This window comes from Nitrobacter sp. MLSD-S21, from assembly GCF_058809865.1.
Window position 1 is genome coordinate 49,084 of record NZ_JBXASZ010000004.1, and the last position, 20,928, is coordinate 70,011.

Genomic DNA, 20,928 nt, shown 5'->3' on the forward strand with positions numbered 1-20,928 from the left:
ACTATTATGGCCAGCCTGACCATCCGCAAGCTCGACGACGCCATCAAGGCCGAGCTGCGGATGCGGGCCGCCCGCAACGGCCGTTCGGTCGAGGACGAGGTCCGCGTTATCCTGCGCGAGGCTGCAACTCCCGCTGCGCCGACGGTCACCACCGCCAGCAACGCATCCCGCAACGCAGCAATCCCACGCTGGCATAATTTACGACACAATAGCAATGGTTTACTTAGAATAACACTGATCATTGGCGGCGGGATCGCCGCTTATAAGGCGCTCGATCTGATCCGACGATTGAAGGAGCGCGGTTTTATTGTGCGGTGCGTCATGACAAATGCTGCGCAGCAATTCGTCACGCCCCTGAGCGCCGGGGCGCTTTCAGATGAGCGTTGCTATACCGACTTATTCGATCAAGGCAGCGAATTCGACGCGGGCCATATCCGGCTCGCGCGGGACTGTGACCTCATCGTCGTAGCGCCTGCAACAGCCGACCTGATGGCAAAGATGGCACACGGCCACGCTGACGATCTCGCGAGCGCCATTTTACTCGCCGCGGACAAGCCGATTTTGCTGGCACCGGCGATGAACCCGCTGATGTGGAACAACCCGGCGACACGTCGCAACGTGGCGCAGCTCGCGCGCGATAGCGTCGCCATGGTCGGCCCCGAGGCCGGCGAGATGGCGGAAGCGGGTGAGGCCGGCGTCGGCCGCATGGCCGAGCCTGTGACGATCGCGACCGCCGCCGAGCGGATTCTCAGGCCTCCGCAGGCGCAACCATTGAAGGGCCGCCGAGTCCTGATCACCGCCGGACCGACCCTCGAGCCGATCGATCCCGTGCGCTATATCGCCAACCGCTCCTCGGGCAAGCAAGGCTTTGCCATTGCAGCGGCGGCGCAGGCAGCCGGAGCCGAGGTGGCGCTGATTTCCGGTCCGGTCGACCTCGATGACCCCGCCGGCGTCACCGTGGAGCATGTCGAATCCGCGCGGGAGATGCTGGCGGCTGTGGAAGCCGCGCTGCCCACCGACATCGCGATTTTCTCGGCTGCGGTTGCCGACTGGCGCGTCGCGCACGAAGGCGCGCAGAAATTGAAGAAGACCGCGGCCGGGATTCCGCCGCTGCAACTGACAGAGAACCCGGACATCCTCGCAACCATCTCAAACCTGCGCGACAAACGCCCGCCCCTCGTGATCGGCTTCGCCGCCGAAACCGAACATCTCATCGAGAATGCCAAGGCAAAATTCGCACGCAAAGGCTGCGACTGGATCGTCGCCAACGATGTCTCCCCCGGAACCGGCGTGATGGGCGGCGACCGAAACACCGTGCATCTGTTGACGCGCGGCGAAGGCGGCGAGATCAAGACCGAGTCCTTCGCCGTCATGACCAAGGAAGAGGTGGCCGCAATGCTGATCGAACGCATTGTCTCAACCATGACGGATTCGTCGAAGTGAGCGGCCCGATCAAGGTTGACGTCGTGCAACTGCCTCATGCCGAGGGTCTTCCGCTGCCTTGCTACCAAAGCAGCCAGGCGGCCGGCCTTGATCTCGTCGCCGCAATTCCCGAACAGGCGCCGCTGGTTCTCATCGCCGGACAGCATGCGATGGTTCCGACCGGGCTGATCATCGCATTGCCCGACGGATTCGAGGCGCAGGTGCGGCCGCGCTCCGGCCTCGCTGTCAAGCACGGCGTTACCGTGCTGAATTCGCCCGGCACCGTGGACGCCGATTATCGGGGCGAGATCAACGTTCTCCTCGTTAACCTCGGAACGGCATCATTCACCATCCGCCGCGGCGAGCGCATCGCGCAGATGGTCGTGGCGCCGGTGACGCGGATTGAACTCGCGCGCGCAGTGTCGTTGTCGGTAACGACCCGCGGCAGCGGTGGATTTGGTTCGACCGGACGCTAGCTTCACGGATGCGCGGACTCATCGTTCGGGCGCGGGCTCGTTTGCTTTTGGCGGCACCACAATGGCGCCGGCGTTGGGGTGATGATCTTCGGCGAGCGTTCCCCGCCGGACGCCATCACCCGGCATTCGTCCATCAAATAGGAACGGCCGTGTCCCATCCGCGCTGCCAACGGTCGGCGTGTGCGATTGTCCAGACTTGGTATCTTGCGCGTTGGCCGCGGTCACGACCAGTGCCAACACAAACGCGATTGCTAATCGCAACATGACGGCTCTTCCTCTTGCGCGCGGGACAAGCGCGCGGCGACGCGACTCAGTTTCGGCCACTGTCGGGGAGGAACCGGGCGCCAGGATGACGGCCATCCATGTCTTTGGTGGGATTCATACTTCGCGACGTCATACCCGGCATAAAACCGGGCATGACGATTCAATCAAACCTCATCCCGCTTTAGCCCCTGCCGCGCGTCTTTAAGAAAATCGTTTCGAAAATGTCGCGGCCGCGCATTTTTCCATTGCCGGATTCCCGTTCACGGTCTGGACTCTTACCCCCCGAGTCCGCTTAAGCATAATGGTGGTCGATTCGTGAACGGCGAACGGTTTGCCGGTCGAACATCGTCGTGCGGTTTTGGGGCAAAGATGTCAGGCGTAATCGGCGTGATGCGTCGGACCTTACTGTCGTGCACCTCGCTGGTGCCGGGCGGCATCGCCGGTGCCGGCGCGGTCAGCCTCATTGACATATCGCCCGCTTGGGCAGCCGAACCAGCGCTGGCCGAACGGCTGCTCCAGACTTTCATGAATCTCAGTCGGCAGGATTTGACTGCGCTGGCAATGGCGCTCGGCGTGCTGAGTTTCTCGGTGGTCGCCGCTATCCTGCTGATGCGCACGCGCATCCGCGCCGCCGCGAACGAACAGCGGCTGCGTGCCGAAATCCGCGACCTTCAATCGGAGGCCGACCGCTTTCGCGCCCTTCTATTCGTGGAACCGCAGATTTTGATTTCGTGGGGCGCGGGCGAGGACCGTCCCCAGGTCAGCGGCGATACCGCGCTGCTGTTACCGCAGGAGCCAAAACAGCCCTTGCGGGTTTTGGCGTTCGGAACCTGGCTGCTGCCTGAGCCGGCGTTGCAGATGGATCACGCGGTCGATGCGCTGCGCAATGCCGGAGAAGGCTTTCTGCTCAATCTGGTCACGTCGGCCGGACGCACCGTAGAAGCGATGGGCCGCGCCATCGGCGGCCAGGCCATCGTGCGTATCCGCGATCTCGGCGGTTTGCGGCGCGACCTCGCCGAGATGACGCTGCGTCATAACAGTCTCCTGGCAGAAACAGAGATGCTGCGGGCCTTCGCAGCCGCAGCGCCATGGCCTCTCTGGGCGAGAGGCGAAGACGGCAATATCTCCTTCGCCAACGCGGCCTATGCGCGCGCCACCGAAGCCGCCCACGCAACCGACGCAATCCAGCGCAATCTCGAACTGCTCGACAGCGAGGACCGTATCGCGATGGCGCGGGCGCTGAACGATCATGCCACTTTTACCGCGCGGCTGCCGATCGTTATCGGCGGCGAGCGGCGGATGCACGACATCCACGCACTGCGGACCACCGGCGGGAGCGCCAGCATCGCGCTCGACGTCAGCGAGGCTACGGAGCTAAGGCAGGCGCTGACGCGGATGGCGGACGCACATCGCCGAACCCTCGACCAATTGTCATCGGGCGTCGCCGTGTTCGACGGGCAGCGGCGGCTCGCTTTCTACAACGACTCCTACCGCCGGCTGTGGGATCTCGACCGTCCCTTTCTCGATGGGCATCCCGACGACTCCAGCGTGCTCGATCGCCTGCGCGCGGCGCGCCGATTGCCGGAACAGCCGGACTTCCGCGCATGGAAAGCACGCCTGCATGAAGCCTATCGCGCCAACGAGGCCGTCAAGGACGTATGGTATCTGCCGGACGGGCGCGCACTCAGCATCGTCACCACGCCGAATCCGGAAGGCGGTGTCACCTACCTGTTTGACGATGTCACGGAAAGCCTGAATCTGGCTCGGCGATATGACCGGCTCATCACCGTGCAGCGCGAGACCCTCGACAGCCTGACCGAAGCAGTCGCGGTTTTCGGCAGTAACGGACGCGCGCAACTTTTCAATCCGGCTTTTGCGCGGATGTGGAAGCTTTCGCCCGAGGCGCTTTCGCAGCAGCCGCATATCGATACGGTCGAGGCGTGGTGCAAACCGTTGTTCGACGACAATGACGCCTGGCAGACGATCCGCAGGGCGGTCACCGGCATCGACAATCGCACCTCAGTGCCGCTCAAGCTCGAGCGCAAGGACGGTAGCATCCTGGACTGCATGACCATGCCGCTTCCCGACGGCGCCACCATGCTGACCTTCCATGACATCACAGATAGCGAGAACGTGGAACGCGCGTTGCGCGAGCGCAACGATGCGCTCGAGACCGCCGATCAGATGAAAATCGATTTCGTCCATCACGTCTCGTACGAACTTCGCTCGCCCCTGACGACCATCATCGGCTTCGCGCATCTGATGAACGATCCCGGCACGGGGCCGCTCACCGAGAAGCAGGCCGAGTATGTCAACTACATCACCTCGTCGACAGACGCGCTGCTGGCGCTGACCAACAACATCCTCGACCTCGCCACTATCGACGCCGGCGCCATGACGCTTGAACTCGGGCCGGTCGATGTCCGTAAGACCATCGCGGCGGCCGCGGAAGGCATTCAGGACCGCCTGACCCGCGATCGAATCGTGCTGAATGTCGATGTCGATCCGGACATCGGCAACTTCATCGGCGACGAGCGCCGCATCGTTCAGGTTCTCTATAACCTGCTTGCCAATGCCGCCAATTTCTCGCCGCCGGACGCCGTGATCACGGTGAGCGCCCGGCGCGCCGAGCACAACGTGAGATTTGCCGTGATGGACGAAGGTCCCGGCATTTCGCCCGACGTCAAGGACAAGGTGTTCGACTGGTTCGAAAGCCACGCGAACGGATCGCGCCATCGCGGCCCCGGTCTGGGCCTTTCGCTGGTGCGTTCCTTCGTGGAACTCCATGGCGGGCGCGTGCATTTCGATTCCACCACCAAGAGCGGCACCCGGGTCGTGTGTGATTTTCCACTTGACCAAACCGCCCACCGAAACGCCGCCGAATGAGTGGACCGTCGAGATTCGCGACCGCGCTCCTCAACGAGACTGCGACCGCGCATCTCATGGCCGACCTGGCGCTCCTGATCGGTCCCGGGGACGTCATCACCCTGTCCGGCGATCTCGGCGCAGGCAAGACCTCCGCCGCGCGCGCCATGATCCGGTATCTCGCGAGCGACGACACGATCGAGGTACCGAGCCCGACCTTCACCCTGGCGCAACATTATGATCTGCCGCCCTGTCCGCTGCTCCACGCCGACCTCTATCGCATCAGTGGCCCCGATGAACTTGAGGAGATTGGCCTCGCGCCGCTGCCCGAAGACACGCTGGTCCTGATCGAATGGCCGGACCGCGCAGCCGGCGGCCTGCCTGCTGATCGGATCGACATCGCCATCAGCCACAGTCCGGCACTCGGATCAGCCGCGCGCGCCGCCGAAATCACCGGGTATGGCAAGGCCGCCTCTCAGGTTTCGCGGCTTGCCGCGCTGCGCCGATTCCTCGACGATGCCGGGTGCTTGGACGCGGAACGGCGCCGCATGCCCGGAGACGCTTCGACGCGCTCATACGCCCGGATAATCTGCAGCGACGGCAGTTTCATCCTGATGAACGCGCCACGGCGACCCGATGGACCGGCGATCCACGACGGCAAATCCTACAGTGCGGCGGTGCATCTTGCCGAAGACATCAAGCCCTTCGTCGCGATCGCCCGCGGCCTGCGCGACCACGGCTTCTCCGCGCCGGTGATCCATCATGCCGATCTGGAGTCGGGATTCCTGATTACCGAAGATTTCGGCAGCGCCAGCTTCGTCGAAGGCACGCCGCCGACGCCGATCGTCGAGCGTTATCAAACGGCTACCGATCTGCTGGCCGCGCTGCATTGTCAGACACTGCCCGACACGCTTCCGGTGGCGGCGGACATCGCCTACACCATTCCGGTGTTCGATACCGAAGCGATGCTGGTCGAGGTCGGCCTGATGCTGGACTGGTATCTGATCGACCGCGGCATTGAACCGAGCGAAGACCTGCGCGCGGAGTTCATGACAATCTGGCGCGCATTGCTGGCGAAACCGAGTGCTGCGTCCAGAACCTGGGTGTTGCGTGATTTCCACTCGCCCAATTTAATCTGGTTGGAGCAACAGCGAGATATCCGAAAGGTCGGCATCATCGACTTTCAGGACACCGTGCTCGGTCCCGCCGCCTACGATCTGGTCTCGCTTTTGCAGGATGCACGGGTGGATGTTCCCGAATCGATCGAACTCGCGTTGCTTACCCGCTACGTGAAGGCGCGGCTGGAATCGGACGCGCGGTTCGATCCCGCCGGTTTCGCCGAGCTGTATGCCATCATGTCGGCACAACGCAACACCCGGCTGCTCGGCACGTTCGCGCGACTCAATCGGCGCGATGGCAAACCGCACTATCTGCGACATCAACCCCGGATCTGGACCTATCTCACGCGCTCGCTGGCTCACCCGGCGTTATCAGCGGCCCAAGAGTGGTATCAGAATCACGTTCCGCCTCCGGCGGGTTGAACCGTTTTATTTTACGCCTTTTTTTAGAAGTAGCGCCGTAGCTTCGGAGCCCGGGATCTATCCTGCGGATCGCGGCACAGTCGTCCTTCCAAGAGGGAGCACATCATGGGTGTAGAACGGCGCAAGGGCGAGCGCGTCACCTTCGAGCGCGGTTACAGCGCGCGCATGATGGGCATCGACGGCACCTGGCGCCGCGACTGCACCATCGAGGACGTATCGGAAATCGGCGCCAAGCTGACTATCGAAGGCTCCATCGAAGGCCTGCATCTCAAGGAGTTTTTTCTGCTGCTGTCATCCACGGGCCTCGCCTATCGCCGCTGCGAACTGGCCTGGGTCAATGGCGACCAGGTTGGCGTCAATTTCCTGAAGCAGAGCGACAAAAAGAAAAAGACAAGCCGGCAAAACAGCGCCACGGCGGACACCTGATCCTGGAGCGAATGAAGAACAAGCGCGGTGCGGTTTCCGCCCGGATCCCGTCATTCAATCCGGCAGCCCCCTCCGCTATCATGGGCGCGTCATCATCTCGGGCGTGTATCGCCGGGGTTATCAGTGCGATTCGTAACGCGGCGTGATACAGGGCCTTTACGCTTCTGATGGAATCAGAAGCGTGGTTTTATGATTCTGGTCTGACGCGTTTTCTTCACGCGAACCGGGGTATCCACTTCGCTCGAAACCGCTATAGTTCGCTGAATCGACGATGTGCGTGAGCTAAGACATGCCAGTTACTCCTACCAAAGCCATGGTACTCGCCGCGGGCCTCGGCCTGCGCATGCGACCGCTGACCGAGCGGATGCCAAAACCCATGGTGCCGGTGGCCGGCAAGCCGCTGCTCGATCACGTACTGGACAAGTTGGCGGAGGCCAGCGTCGAAGAAGCGGTCGTTAACGTGCGTTATCTTCCCGATCAGATCATCGATCATGTCGCGCACCGCATCAGGCCGCGGATCATTATCTCCGATGAGCGCAATGAGGTGCTGGGCACCGGCGGCGCCGTGGTCAAGGCCCTGCCGCTGCTCGGCGAGGCGCCGTTCTTCCATCTCAACGCCGATACGATGTGGATCGACGGCGCGCGTTCCAATCTGATGCGGTTGACCGAGGCCTTCGATCCCGCGCGCATGGACATTCTGCTGCTAATGGCGCCGACCGTGAGCAGCATCGGCTACAGTGGCAGCGGCGATTACGCCATGCTGCCCAACGGCGCGCTTCGCAGACGGAAAGAGAACCAGGTCGTGCCGTTCGTTTATGCCGGCGCCGCCATCATGTCGCCCACGCTGTTCGCCGGCGCGCCGACAGGAGAGTTTTCGCTGACGACGATATTCGACCAGGCCGGCAAGCGGGACCGGCTGTTCGGGCTGCGGCTCGACGGCCTCTGGATGCATGTCGGAACACCCGATGCCGTTCAGGAGGCCGAGAAAGCGGTCCTCGCGGGCGTCATCTGACGCCTGCCTTTCAACCGGCCGCCGCTCCTCTCCCGCTCATGTCATGATATGCCTGATCTCGAATCAGGATTCCTCATGCGCGTCCACAACGTCCCCTCGTCAGTACTGTTTCTACGTACCGTCATCACCGCACTGATCGACGGCGAACTGATCGAGGGATTCCGTCCGCGCGCGCAGCCCGAACGACTTGCCGAGGCCACGCTCTACCTGCCGACCCGCCGCGCCGGCCGCATGGCGCGCGATATCTTCCTCGACGTCCTGGATCTCGACGCCGTGATCCTGCCGCGCATCGTCGCGCTCGGCGGCATCGACGAGGACGAACTGGCTTTCGCGCAGGCAGTCTCGCTGTCGCCGGAGTCGCTCGAATTGCCGCCGGCGCTCGACGGGCTCGCGCGCCGCCTCGCGCTCGCGCAGCTTATCAATGCATGGGCGGATCGGCTGAAACCGGGTGAGCCGGCGCAAGCGCCGCTGGTTCTCGGCGGCCCGGCCTCGACGCTGACGCTTGCCGAGGATCTCGCGCGACTGATGGATGACATGGCGACGCGCGGCGTGGACTGGCGCGCGCTTGACGGGCTCGTGCCCGAGGCGCTCGACCGCTATTGGCAGCTCACGCTCGATTTCCTGAAGATCGCGCGAAACTATTGGCCGGATCATCTTCAGGAAAAGGAGCGGATCGAACCGGTGGCGCGGCGCGATCGCCTGATCGAAGCCGAGGCCGCGCGTCTCCTCACCCATCATGCGGGACCCGTGATCGCGGCCGGCTCCACCGGTTCGATGCCATCGACTGCAAAACTGCTGCATATCATTGCAACTCTGCCGCAAGGCGCGGTGGTGCTGCCGGGACTGGATACCGACCTCGACGAAGACGCATGGCAACTGATTGGCGGCCGCAAGGATAAAAGCGGCGCATTCATCACGCCGCCCGCCGCCGGTCATCCACAGTTCGCGCTGCACGGCCTGCTCACGCGGTTCGGCATCGCGCGACGCGACGTGAGAGCGCTTGGCTCCCCTGCGCCATACGGGCGCGAGATGCTGGCGTCCGAGGCAATGCGGCCGGCGGAGGCGACCGCGCAATGGCACACCCGGCTTGCCGAGCCCGAGGTCGCCGAGAAGATCGCGGCCGGACTGCAAAGCCTCGCAGTAATCACCGCCGCCAATCCGGAAATGGAAGCGCTCAGCATCGCTGTTGCCATGCGCGAGGCTCGCGACCTGAACAGGACCGCGGCGCTTGTGACGTTCGACCGAGCGTTGGCGCGCCGGGTGATGGCGGCGCTCGGCCGCTGGAATCTCGCCTTTGACGATTCGGGCGGTGACCCGCTGATGGACACATCTGCGGGAATATTCGCACGGTTGGTCGCCGAGACGGCGTGCAACGGCCTGGAGCCGCCGACCCTGCTGGCCCTGCTGAAGCATCCGCTGTGCCGGCTCGGTCGCTCCACTGGAGGATGGGCGCGCGCAATCACAACACTGGAGCTTGCGATCCTGCGCGGCACCCGGCCGCCGCCGGGCAGCAAGGGACTCGCGGATGAGTTTGCGCAATTCTGCGGCGAACGCGACAAGCTCGATCGCGGCGAGAATTCTTCTCTGCATCGCAGCGAGCCCCGCGCCGCGCTGAAGCCACATCATCTTGACGAAGCCCGCGCCCTGATCACGGCCTTGCAGAAGGCACTTACGCCGCTCGAAAGCGATGGCGCATCAAGGTCGGCGGACTTCACCATTCTCGCCTCGCAGCATCGCCAGGTAGTCGAAGCAATGTCGCATGACGATCAAGGCGTTGCCGTCGCATTCGACGGCCAGCATGGCCGTGCGCTCGCCGAGGCGTTCGACGATTTGCGCGAGGCGGGTGACCGCAGCGGTTTGACGGTCAAGATCGCGGATTATCCGGAAACGTTCGAGGCCGCGTTCGGCGACCGCGTCGTGCGCCGGCCGCAGACGACCACGGCGAGCCTGCGCATCTATGGGCCGCTGGAGGCGCGTCTCACTCAATGCGACCGCATCATTCTCGGCGGACTCAATGAGGGCGTATGGCCGCCCGCGCCGCCGACCGATCCCTGGCTCAGCCGGCCGATGCGACACGAACTCGGGCTCGATCTTCCGGAACGGCGCATCGGACTTTCCGCGCACGATTTCACTCAGCTTCTCGGTGCCGAGGATGTCATCCTCAGCCACGCCGCCAAAGCCGGCGGCGCGCCGGCGGTTGCATCCCGTTTCCTGCATCGGCTCGAAGCCGTCGCCGGCACGGCACGCTGGACGGCTGCGAAACAGGCGGGAGCGCGATACATTCAATATGCGGAAGTGCTCGATCGGCCCGACGAGGTTACGCCGGTCGCGAAACCCGAACCAAAGCCGCCGCGTGTGGCGCGGCCGACGCACTTGTCCGTGACTGCGATCGAGGACTGGCTGCGCGATCCCTACACCATCTATGCCAAATACATTCTGAAGCTCTTGCCGCTCGATGCCGTTGACATGCCACTGTCGGCGGCGGACCGCGGCTCGGCGATTCATGACGCGCTCGGCGATTTCACAAAGCTGCATCCGGCAAACCTGCCCGACGATGCGCAGGACGTGTTGCGCGCCATCGGAGAAAGCCGTTTCGCGCCGCTCATGCAGCGGCCAGAGGCGCGCGCGCTGTGGTGGCCACGCTTCCAGCGCATCGCGGCGTGGTTCGCGGAATGGGAAGCGTCGCGACGAACGCAACTCGTGAAGATCGACGCCGAGGTTAGCGGCAAGATCGAGATCCCGATCGACGGTGATCGCAACTTTATTCTGTCGGCGCGCGCCGACCGCATCGAGCATCTCATCGACGGCCGCTTTGCCGTTCTCGACTACAAGACCGGCAGCCCGCCGAGCAATAAGCAGGTGCGGCTCGGCTTGTCGCCACAGCTCACGCTGGAATCCGCGATCCTGCGCAAGGGCGGTTTCGCGGGCATTCCCCCCGGCGCACCGGTCAGCGAGCTGATGTATGTCCGGCTTAGCGGCAACAACCCACCCGGCGAGCCACGTCAGGTCGATCTCAACAACAGCAAGACCGACAAACAATCGCCGGATGAGGCAGCCGATCGCGCTCTTCAAGAACTCACGGCGCTGATCCGCGCTTTCGACGACGAGCAACAGGGCTATGTATCGCTCGACCTGCCGATGTGGAAAACACGCTACGGTGCCTATGACGATCTCGCACGGGTCAAGGAATGGTCGGCTGCGGGCGGGCTGGGGTTAGAGGAATGGTGAAGGCATCCCGCTCCGTTCATCCCGACGCCAGCGCGCGCCAGCAGCGTGCGTCCGATCCGGCAACCTCGGTGTTCGTGTCCGCCAATGCCGGATCGGGCAAGACTCACGTGCTGGTGCAGCGCGTGATCCGCCTGTTGCTCAACGACGTTCCCCCGGCGCGCATCCTCTGCATCACCTTCACCAAGGCCGCCGCCGCGAACATGGCGGAGCGGGTGTTTTCAACGCTGGGTCACTGGGTCACGCTCGACGATGAGGCGCTGGACGCAGCGCTGCGCGGCGTCGGTATCGCGCAGCCTGACGTGAAATGGCGAGAACGGGCGCGCAAACTGTTTGCATCCGCGCTGGAAACGCCGGGCGGCCTGAAGGTGCAGACCATTCACGCGCTGTGCACGCGGCTGTTGCAGCAGTTTCCGTTCGAGGCGCAGGTGCCGGCGCGCTTCACCGTGCTCGACGAGCGCGACCAGACCGAGATCATGGAGCGCGCGAGCATCCGTATCATGCTTGACGCTTCGCAAAATCCTGACAGTCCGGCCGGGCGAGCGCTGCGATACGCCATGGGGGCGGCCGCTGACTCGACACTGCGGGACGTCGTCAACCAGGCCTGTCTCAGCCGCGATCACGTCATGGTCCGGACCGAAGACCGTGGCATCGAGCAGACGATCCGGGATGTTGCCGATGCGCTCGGTGTCGATCCAGCCGAGCGCGTCGAGGATATCGAGCGCGAGATCGTCGACGGGCCGAACCTGCCGAGGTCGGAATGGAAATCGCTCGCCGCGATTCTGAAGACAGGCAATAAATCCGACATCGACCAGGCGAACCGCCTTTGCGAGGCGCACGTCATGGTGGGAGATGCCGCGCAAGCCGATCGCTATCTCGACGTCTTCCTGACCGGTGATGGCGGCCGGCGCAAATCCTTCGTTACAAAGAAGATCAGCGATGTCCGGCCCGACATCGCTGAAATGCTCGATCGCGAGTGCACCCGTGTGATCGCGCTGCTCGAACGCCGACGCGCCATCAACATCCGCGACCGCACGCAATCCCTGCTGATCATCGCGACCGCAGTCGCCTCCAACTACCAGCGCGAGAAGCACGAGCGCGGCCTTCTTGATTACGACGACCTGATCGACAAGACGCTTCGGATGCTGGAGCAGACATCGCCGGGATGGGTCCACTACAAGCTCGATCGCGGCGTGGATCACGTGCTGATCGACGAGGCGCAAGATACGAGTCCAAAGCAATGGGACATTGTCGAGCGCATCATCGCGGAGTTCACCACCGGTGAAGGCGCGCGCGAAGGCGTCAAGCGAACCGTGTTCGCGGTCGGCGACGAGAAACAGTCGATTTTCTCGTTCCAGGGCGCGGCCCCGCGCGAATTCGACGAGCGGCGGCGCAAGCTGGAGCAGAAATTCCGCGATGCCGAGCTCCCGTTTCGCAAGGAGGATTTCATCTACTCATTCCGATCCGGAAAAACGATCCTCGAGTCGGTCGACCATGTGTTCCGCGATCCGAATATCTATTCCAGCATCCATGCGGTCGGCGCACATCCCGTGCATGAATCGCTGGCGGACGCCGCACCCGGCATCGTCGATCTCTGGAATCTGGAGGAGCGCGACCAGCGCGAGGAGATCGAGGGCTGGCGCGCGCCGTTCGATCAGGTCACCTCAACCAGCCCCGAGGTCAAACTTGCACGGCGCATCCGGGCCGAGATCAAGACGCTGATCACGCAAGGCACCATGACCGGGCATCTGGGCAATCGTCGTCCGCTCGGCTATGGCGATATCCTGGTGCTGGTGCGGCGACGCGGTAACACCTTTGACGCCGTCATCCAGGCGCTGAAGCAGTCCGGCATTCCCGTGGCCGGCGCCGACCGCCTCAAGCTGACCGAGCACATCGCGATCATCGACCTGATGAATCTTGCGGATGCGCTGCTGCTGCCGCGGGACGATCTGGCGCTTGCAGTGGCGCTGAAAAGCCCGCTGTTCGGCCTCGACGACGACGACCTGTTCACGCTGGCATGGCAGCGCAAAGGCTCGCTGCGCGACGCACTCGCCGAGCATGCGCCAACGAACGATAAACTCCGTGACGCACTCGAGCGCCTCAAGCGGTGCGAAAGTCGCGCCACACGCGAGACGCCGTTCGCGTTTTTCGCGTGGCTCCTGGGCGGCCAGGGAGAGATCGATGGCGGACGACGGCGCATCCTGCGCCGGCTTGGCCATGAAGCCAATGATGCGCTCGATGAGTTTCTTGAACTGGCGCTGACCTATGAGCGCAAGGCCCCCGCGTCGCTGCAAGGCTTCATGGCGTGGTTGCGCGCTGCGGATACCGAGGTGAAGCGCGACATGGAAATTTCGCGCGACGAAGTGCGCGTGATGACCGTGCATGGCGCGAAAGGACTCGAAGCCTCGGTGGTGTTTCTCGCCGACACTTCGACATCGCCAGCCGACACCGAGCGTCTCAGCCTGATTCGTATGGCGCGCGGCAATGCTCCCGCCGGCGTTGCCGGCGTGACGATCTGGGCCGGCAAGAAGGCAGAGGATCCGCCTTGCGTGGCGCAAGCTCGCGCGGCCATGACCACGGAAACCGAGCACGAATATCGCCGTCTGCTTTACGTCGCGATGACGCGCGCGGCCGACCGCCTGATCGTCGGCGGCTGCAAACCGGGAAACCGCAAAGATGTCCGAAAGTTCTCCTGGTACGACCTGATCGAGACAGGTCTGGGCAATTCCGGCCTTGCGATGCACGAGTTCGAAACCGCCGCCGGCAAGGTTAAGCGTTTCGCCCGGCCGGGGGAAACATCGGATGACACACGTCCGGCGCTGCCGGCCGCCACCGTCGCCGAGATCAGGTTGCCGCCGCCCTGGCTGCACCGCATGGCCACGCCGGAACCGCCAGCGAGCCGACCGCTACAGCCCTCGGATACTGACGAGGCCATACATCTTCGCTTGCCGGCCAGCGCCTTCCCGGATCAGCGCCACCGCGCGCGACTGCGGGGCACGCTGGTGCATCGCCTCCTGCAATCCCTGCCGGACTTGCCGCCAGATCGCCGTCGAGACACGGCACTTTCCTATCTCGCGCGCAACGCGAACGACTGGAGCGCCGCCGAACGCGATGCGCTGGCGGCGCAGGTCATGGCGGTGCTCGATGATGCGAGGTTTGCGCCCGTGTTCGCCGCGGGCAGCCGGGCTGAGGTCGCGATTGCCGGGCGGCTGACCACTCGGCGGGGCGATCCCGTGCTGGTATCCGGTCAGATCGATCGTCTCGTGGTAACTCCCGACGGAATTTTGGTCGTCGACTACAAGACCGGCCACGCACCACCCCCGAACGTTGCCGGCGTACCGCCGGCCTATATCCGCCAGCTCGCGCTCTATCGCGCGGTGCTTGCAAGCCTGTACCCGGAACTGCCTGTCAAGGCGGCGCTGCTCTGGACCGAGGCGCTTGAAATGATGGAGATTTCAGCCGCGGCGCTGGATGCTGGCCTGGAAGCGATCATCTCGGTGTGAGAAACCTTGACCCGGGAAGATCGCCTTCTTACCTTGATCGCAGTTTCACGTGCATTCGTTCGTAGCGCACGATCTCATCGACACAACGAGGTATTCCATGGCTGTTGGCAAGGTTTCGGACGCCAATTTCGAAGCGGAAGTGCTCAAGGCGACTGGCCCGGTCGTGGTGGATTTCTGGGCGGAGTGGTGCGGCCCTTGCCGCATGATCGGCCCGGTTCTGGACGAAATCTCCAGCGCGATGGGCAGCAAGGTCAAGATCGTGAAGCTGAACGTCGACGAGAGCCCGAGGACGGCCTCGAAATACGGCGTGATGTCGATTCCCACCTTGATGATTTTCAAGGACGGCGAGCTGGCCTCGCGTCAGGTCGGCGCCGCACCGAAGCAAAAACTTGAGCAGTGGATCACTGCCACAGTCTGATCTTTTCGCACCGAATCCCGCAAACGGCCGGCTCAGCGCCGGCCGTTTTGTTTGGGTGCGTTCGCCGTCCTTCTCCCCTTGCGGGAGTAGGTGTTTTGTCGGCGTCATTGCGAGGAGCGTAAGCGACGAAGCAATCCAGCTCTTACTTTGTCCTGAATTGCTTCGCTCCGCTCGCAATGACGGTGGGTTCGATCCAGCCCGAATTCAATAAACTTTAGTTCGGCGGCGTGCCGTTCTCCGCCAGCACGTGGCCGGCGAGATACAGCGATCCGGCGATCAGAATGCGCGGCGGAATTTCGTAGGCGAGACGCGCGACCGATTGCAGCGCGGCCCCGACGCTCACCGCGGTTTCGGCGCGCATATCGAGCGCGCGGACCGCTTCCGCCAGGACCTCCGGAGGCATCGCATTCTCCATGTTCGGAATCGGCACGGCAATGACATGGCGCGTTAGGCCGGCGAAGTTGGCGAGAAAGCCCTGCGCGTCCTTGTTGCCCATCATGCCTGTTATCACCACCAGCGGACGCGACAGCCGCTCCTCAAGATCGCCGAGCGCCGCCGCCGCTACCCGTCCGCCATCGGCGTTGTGGCCGCCGTCGAGCCAAAGCTCGGCGTCGCGTGGCGCCTGATCCACGATCCGGCCGGATGTCAGCCGCTGCATCCGCGCCGGCCATTCCGCGCCGGTAACGCCGCGCTCGAACGCCGTTGTCTCGATGCTGAACCGGTCCTGCGCCCGCAGCGTCGCGATCGCAAGGCCTGCATTGTCGAACTGATGCCGGCCGAACAGCCGAGGGGCGGCGAGGTCGAGCAGACCGCGTTCGTCCTGATAGACCAGTCGCCCGTGTTCCACGTGGACGTGCCAGTCCTGGCCGGCGGCGTGCAGCGGGCTGCGCATCTGCTTCGCCCGCTGCTCGATCACAGCCTGCGCCTCCGGCAATTGTTCGGCGGAGATCACCGGCACGCCACGCTTGATGATGCCGGCTTTCTCGCCGGCAATCTGCATCAGCGTGCCGCCGAGAAACTCAACATGATCGATGCCGACCGGCGTGATAACGCTCGCCAGCGGCGTTTCGACGACGTTGGTGCTATCGAGCCGGCCACCGAGGCCGACCTCGAGCAGCAGCACGTCGGCGGGATTTTTCGCAAACAGCAGAAAGGCCGCCGCCGTCTTCATCTCGAAAAGAGTGAGCGGATCGCCGCCATTAGCACGCTCGCATTCAAGCAGCGCGTCACGCAATGGGTCATCGGCCACCAGCGTTCCGGCCAGCCGCACGCATTCGTTGATCCGCACCAGGTAGGGCGAGGTAAAGACGTGCACGCGCAAACCTGCAGCCTCGAGAATCGCGCGCAGGTAGGCAATGGTCGAGCCCTTGCCGTTGGTGCCGGCGACATGAATGACCGGCGGCAGCTTGCGTTCGGGATGATCGAGCCGGTCGAGGATGCGCCACATCCGGCCGAGCGTGAGATCGATCTTTTTCGGATGCAGCTTCGAGATCCCCGCAACAACGTCGTCGAGCGGCGCTTGGCGGGGCGGAACGGCGCTCACGCCGGAGGTGCGGCTGGCGTCGCCGGCGGAGCCTCCGGAACGGCAGCCGGTTCGGCCGGCTCATCCGGCTGGACAAGAGAAGCTGGTTCTGGCGCCGTCTCGATCGTTTCCGGCGCCTTGGTCAACAGCCGGCACAGCCGCGCCAGCGTCGGCCGCAGCTCGTGACGATGCACCACCATGTCGATCATGCCGTGGTCGCGCAAATATTCGGCACGCTGAAAACCCTCCGGCAGTTTCTCGCGTATGGTCTGCTCGATGACGCGGGCTCCGGCGAAGCCGATCAGCGCGCCGGGCTCCGCGATCTGAACGTCCCCAAGCATCGCATAGGAGGCCGTGACGCCGCCGGTGGTCGGATTCGTCAGCACCACGATATAGGGCTGGCACGCCTCACGCAGCATCTGTACCGCGACCGTGGTGCGGGGCAGCTGCATCAACGACAGCACGCCTTCCTGCATCCGCGCGCCGCCCGACGCCGCGAACACGATGAAGGGGCATTGTTTTTCGACCGCGAGTTCGAGACCTCGCACGATCGCCTCGCCCGCCGCCATGCCGAGCGAGCCGCCCATGAAATCGAAGTCCTGCACCGCGACCACGACGGCGGAGCCTTCCAGCTTGCCGAACCCGACCTTCACGGAATCATGGAGCCCGGTCTTGGCGCGGGCGTCCTTGATGCGGTCGACATACTTGCGCTCGTCGCGGAACTTCAGCGGATCTGCAGGCACCTCCGGCAATGCCACATCGTACCAGGTCTCGTTATCGAAGATCGAGCTCAGCCGCGCATCCGCGCTCATGCGCATGTGATAGTTCGATCCGGGGATGACGAACTGGTTGCTCTCGACGTCCTTGTAGAACACGAGCTGCCCGGTGTCGGGACACTTGATCCAGAGATTATCCGGCGTCTCCCGCTTGAGGATATTGCGGATTTTCGGCCGGACGACGTTAGTCAACCAATTCATCGAAGACGCTCCATAAGCGAGCAGCAATACCCCCGGTGCGGCAGCGGCCGGCGCAAGGCAAAGGGGCGCTCCGCCGGAGTTTTCTAGAGCATTTTGCTCTGATTGAATCAGAAGCTCTAGATTGTTGTTTTGACACGCTTTCTTTACACGAACCGGTATCCACGTCGCTCGAAAACGCTATAGCTTAAATAACGCGAAGGAGCGACCCCTCTCGGCCTTCTCGCGCATAGATGCGGCTTGGGTCCCTCTTCTGCAAGGGAGTGTTGAAACCGGTATGCCCGGGCCTTCCGTCCCAATTCTTATAGAGGGACGACGCCGAAAATCCCTACACACCTTTCCTCACCCGCTTTTGGCGGACCGTACGCCCTCGGCCAGCGACGCTGCGAGACCAGCGACCGCGTTGACCGTTTCGGCCGTCGCCTTGCCTTCGGCGTCAAGGCTGCCGCTGAGCACATCCACCAGCGCCGAGCCGACCACCGCGCCGTCGGAGCGTTCGGCGATGCCGCGGGCCGCATCCGGGGTGCGGATGCCGAAGCCGACGCAGACCGGCAGGCTCGTATGGCGCTTGATGCGCCCGACTGCCTCGCCGACAGCCGCCGAATTCGCCGCCGCGCTGCCGGTGATCCCGGTGATCGAGACGTAGTACACGAAGCCGGACGTATTCGCGAGCACCGCCGGCAACCGCTTGTCGTCAGTCGTTGGCGTTGCGAGGCGAATGAAGTTCAACCCGGCTTTCATCGCCGGAATGCACAATTCGGAGTCTTCCTCCGGCGGCAGATCGACGACGATCAGACCGTCGATGCCAGCTGCCTTCGCATCGTCAAGAAATTTCTCGACGCCGTAGATGTAGATAGGATTGTAGTAACCCATCAGCACGATCGGCGTCGAATCGTCGTCTTTCCGGAAATCGCGGATCATCTGGAGGGTCTTGGTCAGCGTCATGCCCGCCTTCAGCGCCCGCAGGCCCGCAGCCTGGATGACCCGACCATCCGCCATCGGATCGGTGAAGGGCATTCCGATTTCGATGATATCCGCGCCGGCCTTGGGCAGCGCCTTGATAATGGCGAGCGAGGTCACGGGGTCCGGATCGCCCGCCATCAGAAAGGTGACGAAGGCCGAGCGGTCCTGCTTCCGCAACTCGGCAAAGCGCGTGTCGATACGGGTGGTCACTTCTTCCTGCCCTTCAGAATATCGCCGACCTGCGGCACGTCCTTGTCGCCGCGGCCCGAGAGATTGACCACCATCAGATGATCCTTCGGTCGCTCGGGTGCGAGTTCGATGACCCGCGCGATCGCATGCGACGATTCCAGCGCCGGGATGATGCCCTCCAGCCGCGTGAGCAGCTGAAACGCCGCCAGGGCCTCCTCGTCGGTCGCAGACAGATATGTGACACGGCCGGTCTCGTGCAGCCACGAATGCTCCGGACCGATGCCGGGATAATCCAGCCCCGCGGAAATGGAATGCGCGTCCTGGATCTGGCCGTCGTCATTCATCAAGAGATAGGTGCGGTTGCCGTGCAGCACGCCCGGCCGTCCACCTGTGAGCGAAGCCGCATGCAGCTTATCGAGGCCGTGGCCCGCGGCCTCGACGCCGAAGATCTCCACCGAGGATTCGTCGAGGAAAGGATGGAATAGCCCCATCGCGTTGGAACCCCCTCCGATGCAGGCGACCAGCGAATCCGGAAGCCGACCCTCTGCCTCCTGCATCTGCTGGCGGGTTTCGTCGCCGATGATCGACTGGAAGTCGCGCACCATCATCGGATAAGGATGCGGCCCCGCCACCGTGCCGATGCAATAGAAGGTGTCGTGCACGTTGGTCACCCAGTCGCGCAGCGCCTCGTTCAGCGCGTCCTTCAGCGTGCGGGTGCCGGACTGCACCGGCACCACTTTGGCGCCAAGCATTTCCATGCGGATGACGTTTGGCTCCTGCCGCGCCACATCCACCGCACCCATATAGACCACGCAGTCGAGGCCGAAGCGCGCGCATAGCGTTGCGGTGGCAACGCCGTGCTGTCCGGCTCCGGTCTCGGCGATGATGCGCTTCTTGCCCATGCGCCGCGCCACCAGAATCTGGCCGAGCACGTTATTGACCTTGTGCGAACCTGTGTGGTTCAGCTCCTCGCGCTTCAAGTAAATCTTGGCGCCGCCAGCGCGGCCCGAGGCCACGGAAATTTCCCGAAGATGCTCGGTGAGACGCTCGGCGAAATACAAGGGCGACGGCCGGCCGATGTAGTCCTTGCGGTAGCGCGCCATGTCACGCTGGAACGAGGCGTCGACCCTGGCATCGGCATAGGCCTTCTCAAGATCGAGGATCAACGGCATCAGCGTTTCCGCCACAAAGCGGCCGCCGAATATGCCGAAGTGCCCGCGTTCGTCGGGGCCGGACCGGAAGGAGTTGGGGAGGGAATTCATTTTCACCCTTCGTCATGGCCGGATTTATTCCGGCCATCCACGTCTTGCTTGCTGTGAATCTCGATAGAGGTTGATGCCCGCGGCGCAGACAAAGTTACGCAATCCACGACTGCTCTGCGCGAGCATGACAGCTGCCGTAGTGCTCCGGGACTACTCCACATGCGAGGTCACTCCGCGCAAACTGGTTTCCGCCGCTCGCGCGGCACGAATGAAATCTCTGATCATTCCGGCATCCTTGACCCCCGGCGAGCTTTCCACGCCTGACGAGACATCGACCCCGCCGGCGCGGGTGATGCACACCGCATCGTGAATATTGCCTGCGGCCAGACCTCCCGACAGCATGAATGGCACTTCGAGGGACAGATTTTCCAGAAGGCGCCAGTCAAAGGGCACGCCGAGTCCGCCCGGCCGGGTCGCGTCCTTTGGCGGACGCGCATCGAACAGCAAGCGGTCGGCGACGGCGGCATAGCCCGGCAGCTCTGCAAGATCGGCGGCGGTTTCAACGCCGATCGCCTTCATCACGGGCAGCCCGAACAGCCGCTTGATCTCGCGGATACGGGCAACGGTTTCCTTGCCATGCAATTGCAGCAGATCCGGCCGCATGGCCTCGATGATTCCACTCAACGTCGCATCGTCGGCGTCGACGGTCAGGGCCACCTTGCCCGCCCGGCCCCGCACCTGCGGGCTGAGTTCTCGCGCGCGCGGAAGCTCAAGATGCCGCGGCGACGGTGGAAAGAATACGAAGCCCACCATATCGGCGCCGGCTTGCAAAGCAGCGTCAAGCGTCTCAATGGTGGACAGGCCGCATATCTTGACGATCAGGGGCATGGTCTCGAATGATCCGGCGCAAGCCGGCCGATCGCCGC

Annotated in this window: 15 protein-coding genes; 9 read left to right on the plus strand and 6 right to left on the minus strand. The window is 63.6% G+C overall.

What is annotated here, in order from left to right:
• Window positions 1–6: 6 nt before the first annotated feature.
• Window positions 7–1,443, plus strand: a complete 1,437-nt coding sequence (gene coaBC, locus AC1RT6_RS13475; protein WP_079445099.1) for a bifunctional phosphopantothenoylcysteine decarboxylase/phosphopantothenate--cysteine ligase CoaBC — start codon at window positions 7–9, stop codon at window positions 1,441–1,443.
• Window positions 1,440–1,898 carry a dUTP diphosphatase gene (gene dut, locus AC1RT6_RS13480; protein WP_472791094.1) on the plus strand — a complete coding sequence of 153 codons (459 nt, stop codon included), beginning with the start codon at window positions 1,440–1,442 and terminating at the stop codon, window positions 1,896–1,898. The genes coaBC and dut overlap by 4 nt, the downstream gene beginning before the upstream one ends.
• A gap of 18 nt (window positions 1,899–1,916) precedes the next feature.
• Here dut and AC1RT6_RS13485 read toward each other — a convergent pair whose 3' ends face one another.
• The gene (locus tag AC1RT6_RS13485) at window positions 1,917–2,162 is read right to left on the minus strand and encodes a hypothetical protein (protein ID WP_079445143.1); all 246 of its coding nucleotides are present in this window, start codon (window positions 2,160–2,162) and stop codon (window positions 1,917–1,919) included.
• A 369-nt stretch (window positions 2,163–2,531) separates the two neighbouring features.
• On the opposite strand from AC1RT6_RS13485, the gene AC1RT6_RS13490 reads away from it, so the two are divergent.
• The 7 genes from AC1RT6_RS13490 to trxA all read left to right on the plus strand — a co-directional run bounded on the left by AC1RT6_RS13490 (window position 2,532) and on the right by trxA (window position 15,152).
• Window positions 2,532–5,048, plus strand: coding sequence for a PAS domain-containing sensor histidine kinase (locus tag AC1RT6_RS13490; RefSeq protein WP_079445101.1), 2,517 nt, complete (start codon window positions 2,532–2,534; stop codon window positions 5,046–5,048).
• Window positions 5,045–6,568 carry a tRNA (adenosine(37)-N6)-threonylcarbamoyltransferase complex ATPase subunit type 1 TsaE gene (tsaE, locus tag AC1RT6_RS13495; protein WP_079445102.1) on the plus strand — a complete coding sequence of 508 codons (1,524 nt, stop codon included), beginning with the start codon at window positions 5,045–5,047 and terminating at the stop codon, window positions 6,566–6,568. The genes AC1RT6_RS13490 and tsaE overlap by 4 nt, the downstream gene beginning before the upstream one ends.
• A gap of 105 nt (window positions 6,569–6,673) precedes the next feature.
• On the plus strand, window positions 6,674–6,994 hold the full coding sequence (locus AC1RT6_RS13500; protein WP_079445103.1) for a PilZ domain-containing protein: 321 nt from the start codon (window positions 6,674–6,676) through the stop codon (window positions 6,992–6,994).
• A gap of 289 nt (window positions 6,995–7,283) precedes the next feature.
• Window positions 7,284–8,006, plus strand: coding sequence for a nucleotidyltransferase family protein (locus AC1RT6_RS13505; protein ID WP_079445104.1), 723 nt, complete (start codon window positions 7,284–7,286; stop codon window positions 8,004–8,006).
• A gap of 75 nt (window positions 8,007–8,081) precedes the next feature.
• Window positions 8,082–11,234: a double-strand break repair protein AddB gene (addB, locus tag AC1RT6_RS13510; RefSeq protein WP_472791091.1), complete on the plus strand. Its 3,153-nt coding sequence runs from the start codon at window positions 8,082–8,084 to the stop codon at window positions 11,232–11,234.
• Complete coding sequence (gene addA / locus AC1RT6_RS13515) at window positions 11,228–14,734, plus strand: double-strand break repair helicase AddA (RefSeq protein WP_244553362.1); 3,507 nt, start codon at window positions 11,228–11,230, stop codon at window positions 14,732–14,734. Before addB ends, addA begins: the two co-directional genes overlap by 7 nt.
• 97 nt (window positions 14,735–14,831) lie before the next feature.
• Complete coding sequence (trxA, locus tag AC1RT6_RS13520; protein ID WP_011313390.1) at window positions 14,832–15,152, plus strand: thioredoxin; 321 nt, start codon at window positions 14,832–14,834, stop codon at window positions 15,150–15,152.
• Window positions 15,153–15,366: 214 nt separating this feature from the next.
• Here the strand turns inward: trxA and AC1RT6_RS13525 are convergent, their stop codons facing one another.
• The 5 genes from AC1RT6_RS13525 to AC1RT6_RS13545 all read right to left on the minus strand — a co-directional run bounded on the left by AC1RT6_RS13525 (window position 15,367) and on the right by AC1RT6_RS13545 (window position 20,890).
• Window positions 15,367–16,695 (minus strand): bifunctional folylpolyglutamate synthase/dihydrofolate synthase, encoded by a 1,329-nt coding sequence (locus tag AC1RT6_RS13525; protein ID WP_079445106.1) that lies wholly within the window; start codon window positions 16,693–16,695, stop codon window positions 15,367–15,369.
• A complete protein-coding gene (accD, locus tag AC1RT6_RS13530; protein ID WP_079445107.1) occupies window positions 16,692–17,651 on the minus strand; it encodes an acetyl-CoA carboxylase, carboxyltransferase subunit beta in 960 nt (319 codons plus the stop codon). The genes AC1RT6_RS13525 and accD overlap by 4 nt, the downstream gene beginning before the upstream one ends.
• A 339-nt stretch (window positions 17,652–17,990) precedes the next feature.
• Window positions 17,991–18,821 carry a tryptophan synthase subunit alpha gene (gene trpA, locus AC1RT6_RS13535; protein ID WP_079445108.1) on the minus strand — a complete coding sequence of 277 codons (831 nt, stop codon included), beginning with the start codon at window positions 18,819–18,821 and terminating at the stop codon, window positions 17,991–17,993.
• On the minus strand, window positions 18,818–20,062 hold the full coding sequence (trpB, locus tag AC1RT6_RS13540; protein WP_079445109.1) for a tryptophan synthase subunit beta: 1,245 nt from the start codon (window positions 20,060–20,062) through the stop codon (window positions 18,818–18,820). Before trpB ends, trpA begins: the two co-directional genes overlap by 4 nt.
• A 150-nt stretch (window positions 20,063–20,212) precedes the next feature.
• Window positions 20,213–20,890 carry a phosphoribosylanthranilate isomerase gene (locus AC1RT6_RS13545; RefSeq protein WP_079445110.1) on the minus strand — a complete coding sequence of 226 codons (678 nt, stop codon included), beginning with the start codon at window positions 20,888–20,890 and terminating at the stop codon, window positions 20,213–20,215.
• Window positions 20,891–20,928: the final 38 nt, after the last annotated feature.

Bases quoted from the DNA above. Each gene is read 5' to 3' on its own strand.
- AC1RT6_RS13500 (WP_079445103.1), top strand. From the start codon at position 6,674: ATGGGTGTAGAACGGCGCAAGGGCGAGCGCGTCACCTTCGAGCGCGGT.
- AC1RT6_RS13505 (WP_079445104.1), top strand. From the start codon at position 7,284: ATGCCAGTTACTCCTACCAAAGCCATGGTACTCGCCGCGGGCCTCGGC.
- AC1RT6_RS13545 (WP_079445110.1), bottom strand. From the start codon at position 20,890: ATGCCCCTGATCGTCAAGATATGCGGCCTGTCCACCATTGAGACGCTT.
- addA (WP_244553362.1), top strand. From the start codon at position 11,228: ATGGTGAAGGCATCCCGCTCCGTTCATCCCGACGCCAGCGCGCGCCAG.
- AC1RT6_RS13485 (WP_079445143.1), bottom strand. From the start codon at position 2,162: ATGTTGCGATTAGCAATCGCGTTTGTGTTGGCACTGGTCGTGACCGCG.
- trxA (WP_011313390.1), top strand. From the start codon at position 14,832: ATGGCTGTTGGCAAGGTTTCGGACGCCAATTTCGAAGCGGAAGTGCTC.
- accD (WP_079445107.1), bottom strand. From the start codon at position 17,651: ATGAATTGGTTGACTAACGTCGTCCGGCCGAAAATCCGCAATATCCTC.
- AC1RT6_RS13490 (WP_079445101.1), top strand. From the start codon at position 2,532: ATGTCAGGCGTAATCGGCGTGATGCGTCGGACCTTACTGTCGTGCACC.
- tsaE (WP_079445102.1), top strand. From the start codon at position 5,045: ATGAGTGGACCGTCGAGATTCGCGACCGCGCTCCTCAACGAGACTGCG.
- trpB (WP_079445109.1), bottom strand. From the start codon at position 20,062: ATGAATTCCCTCCCCAACTCCTTCCGGTCCGGCCCCGACGAACGCGGG.
- coaBC (WP_079445099.1), top strand. From the start codon at position 7: ATGGCCAGCCTGACCATCCGCAAGCTCGACGACGCCATCAAGGCCGAG.
- addB (WP_472791091.1), top strand. From the start codon at position 8,082: ATGCGCGTCCACAACGTCCCCTCGTCAGTACTGTTTCTACGTACCGTC.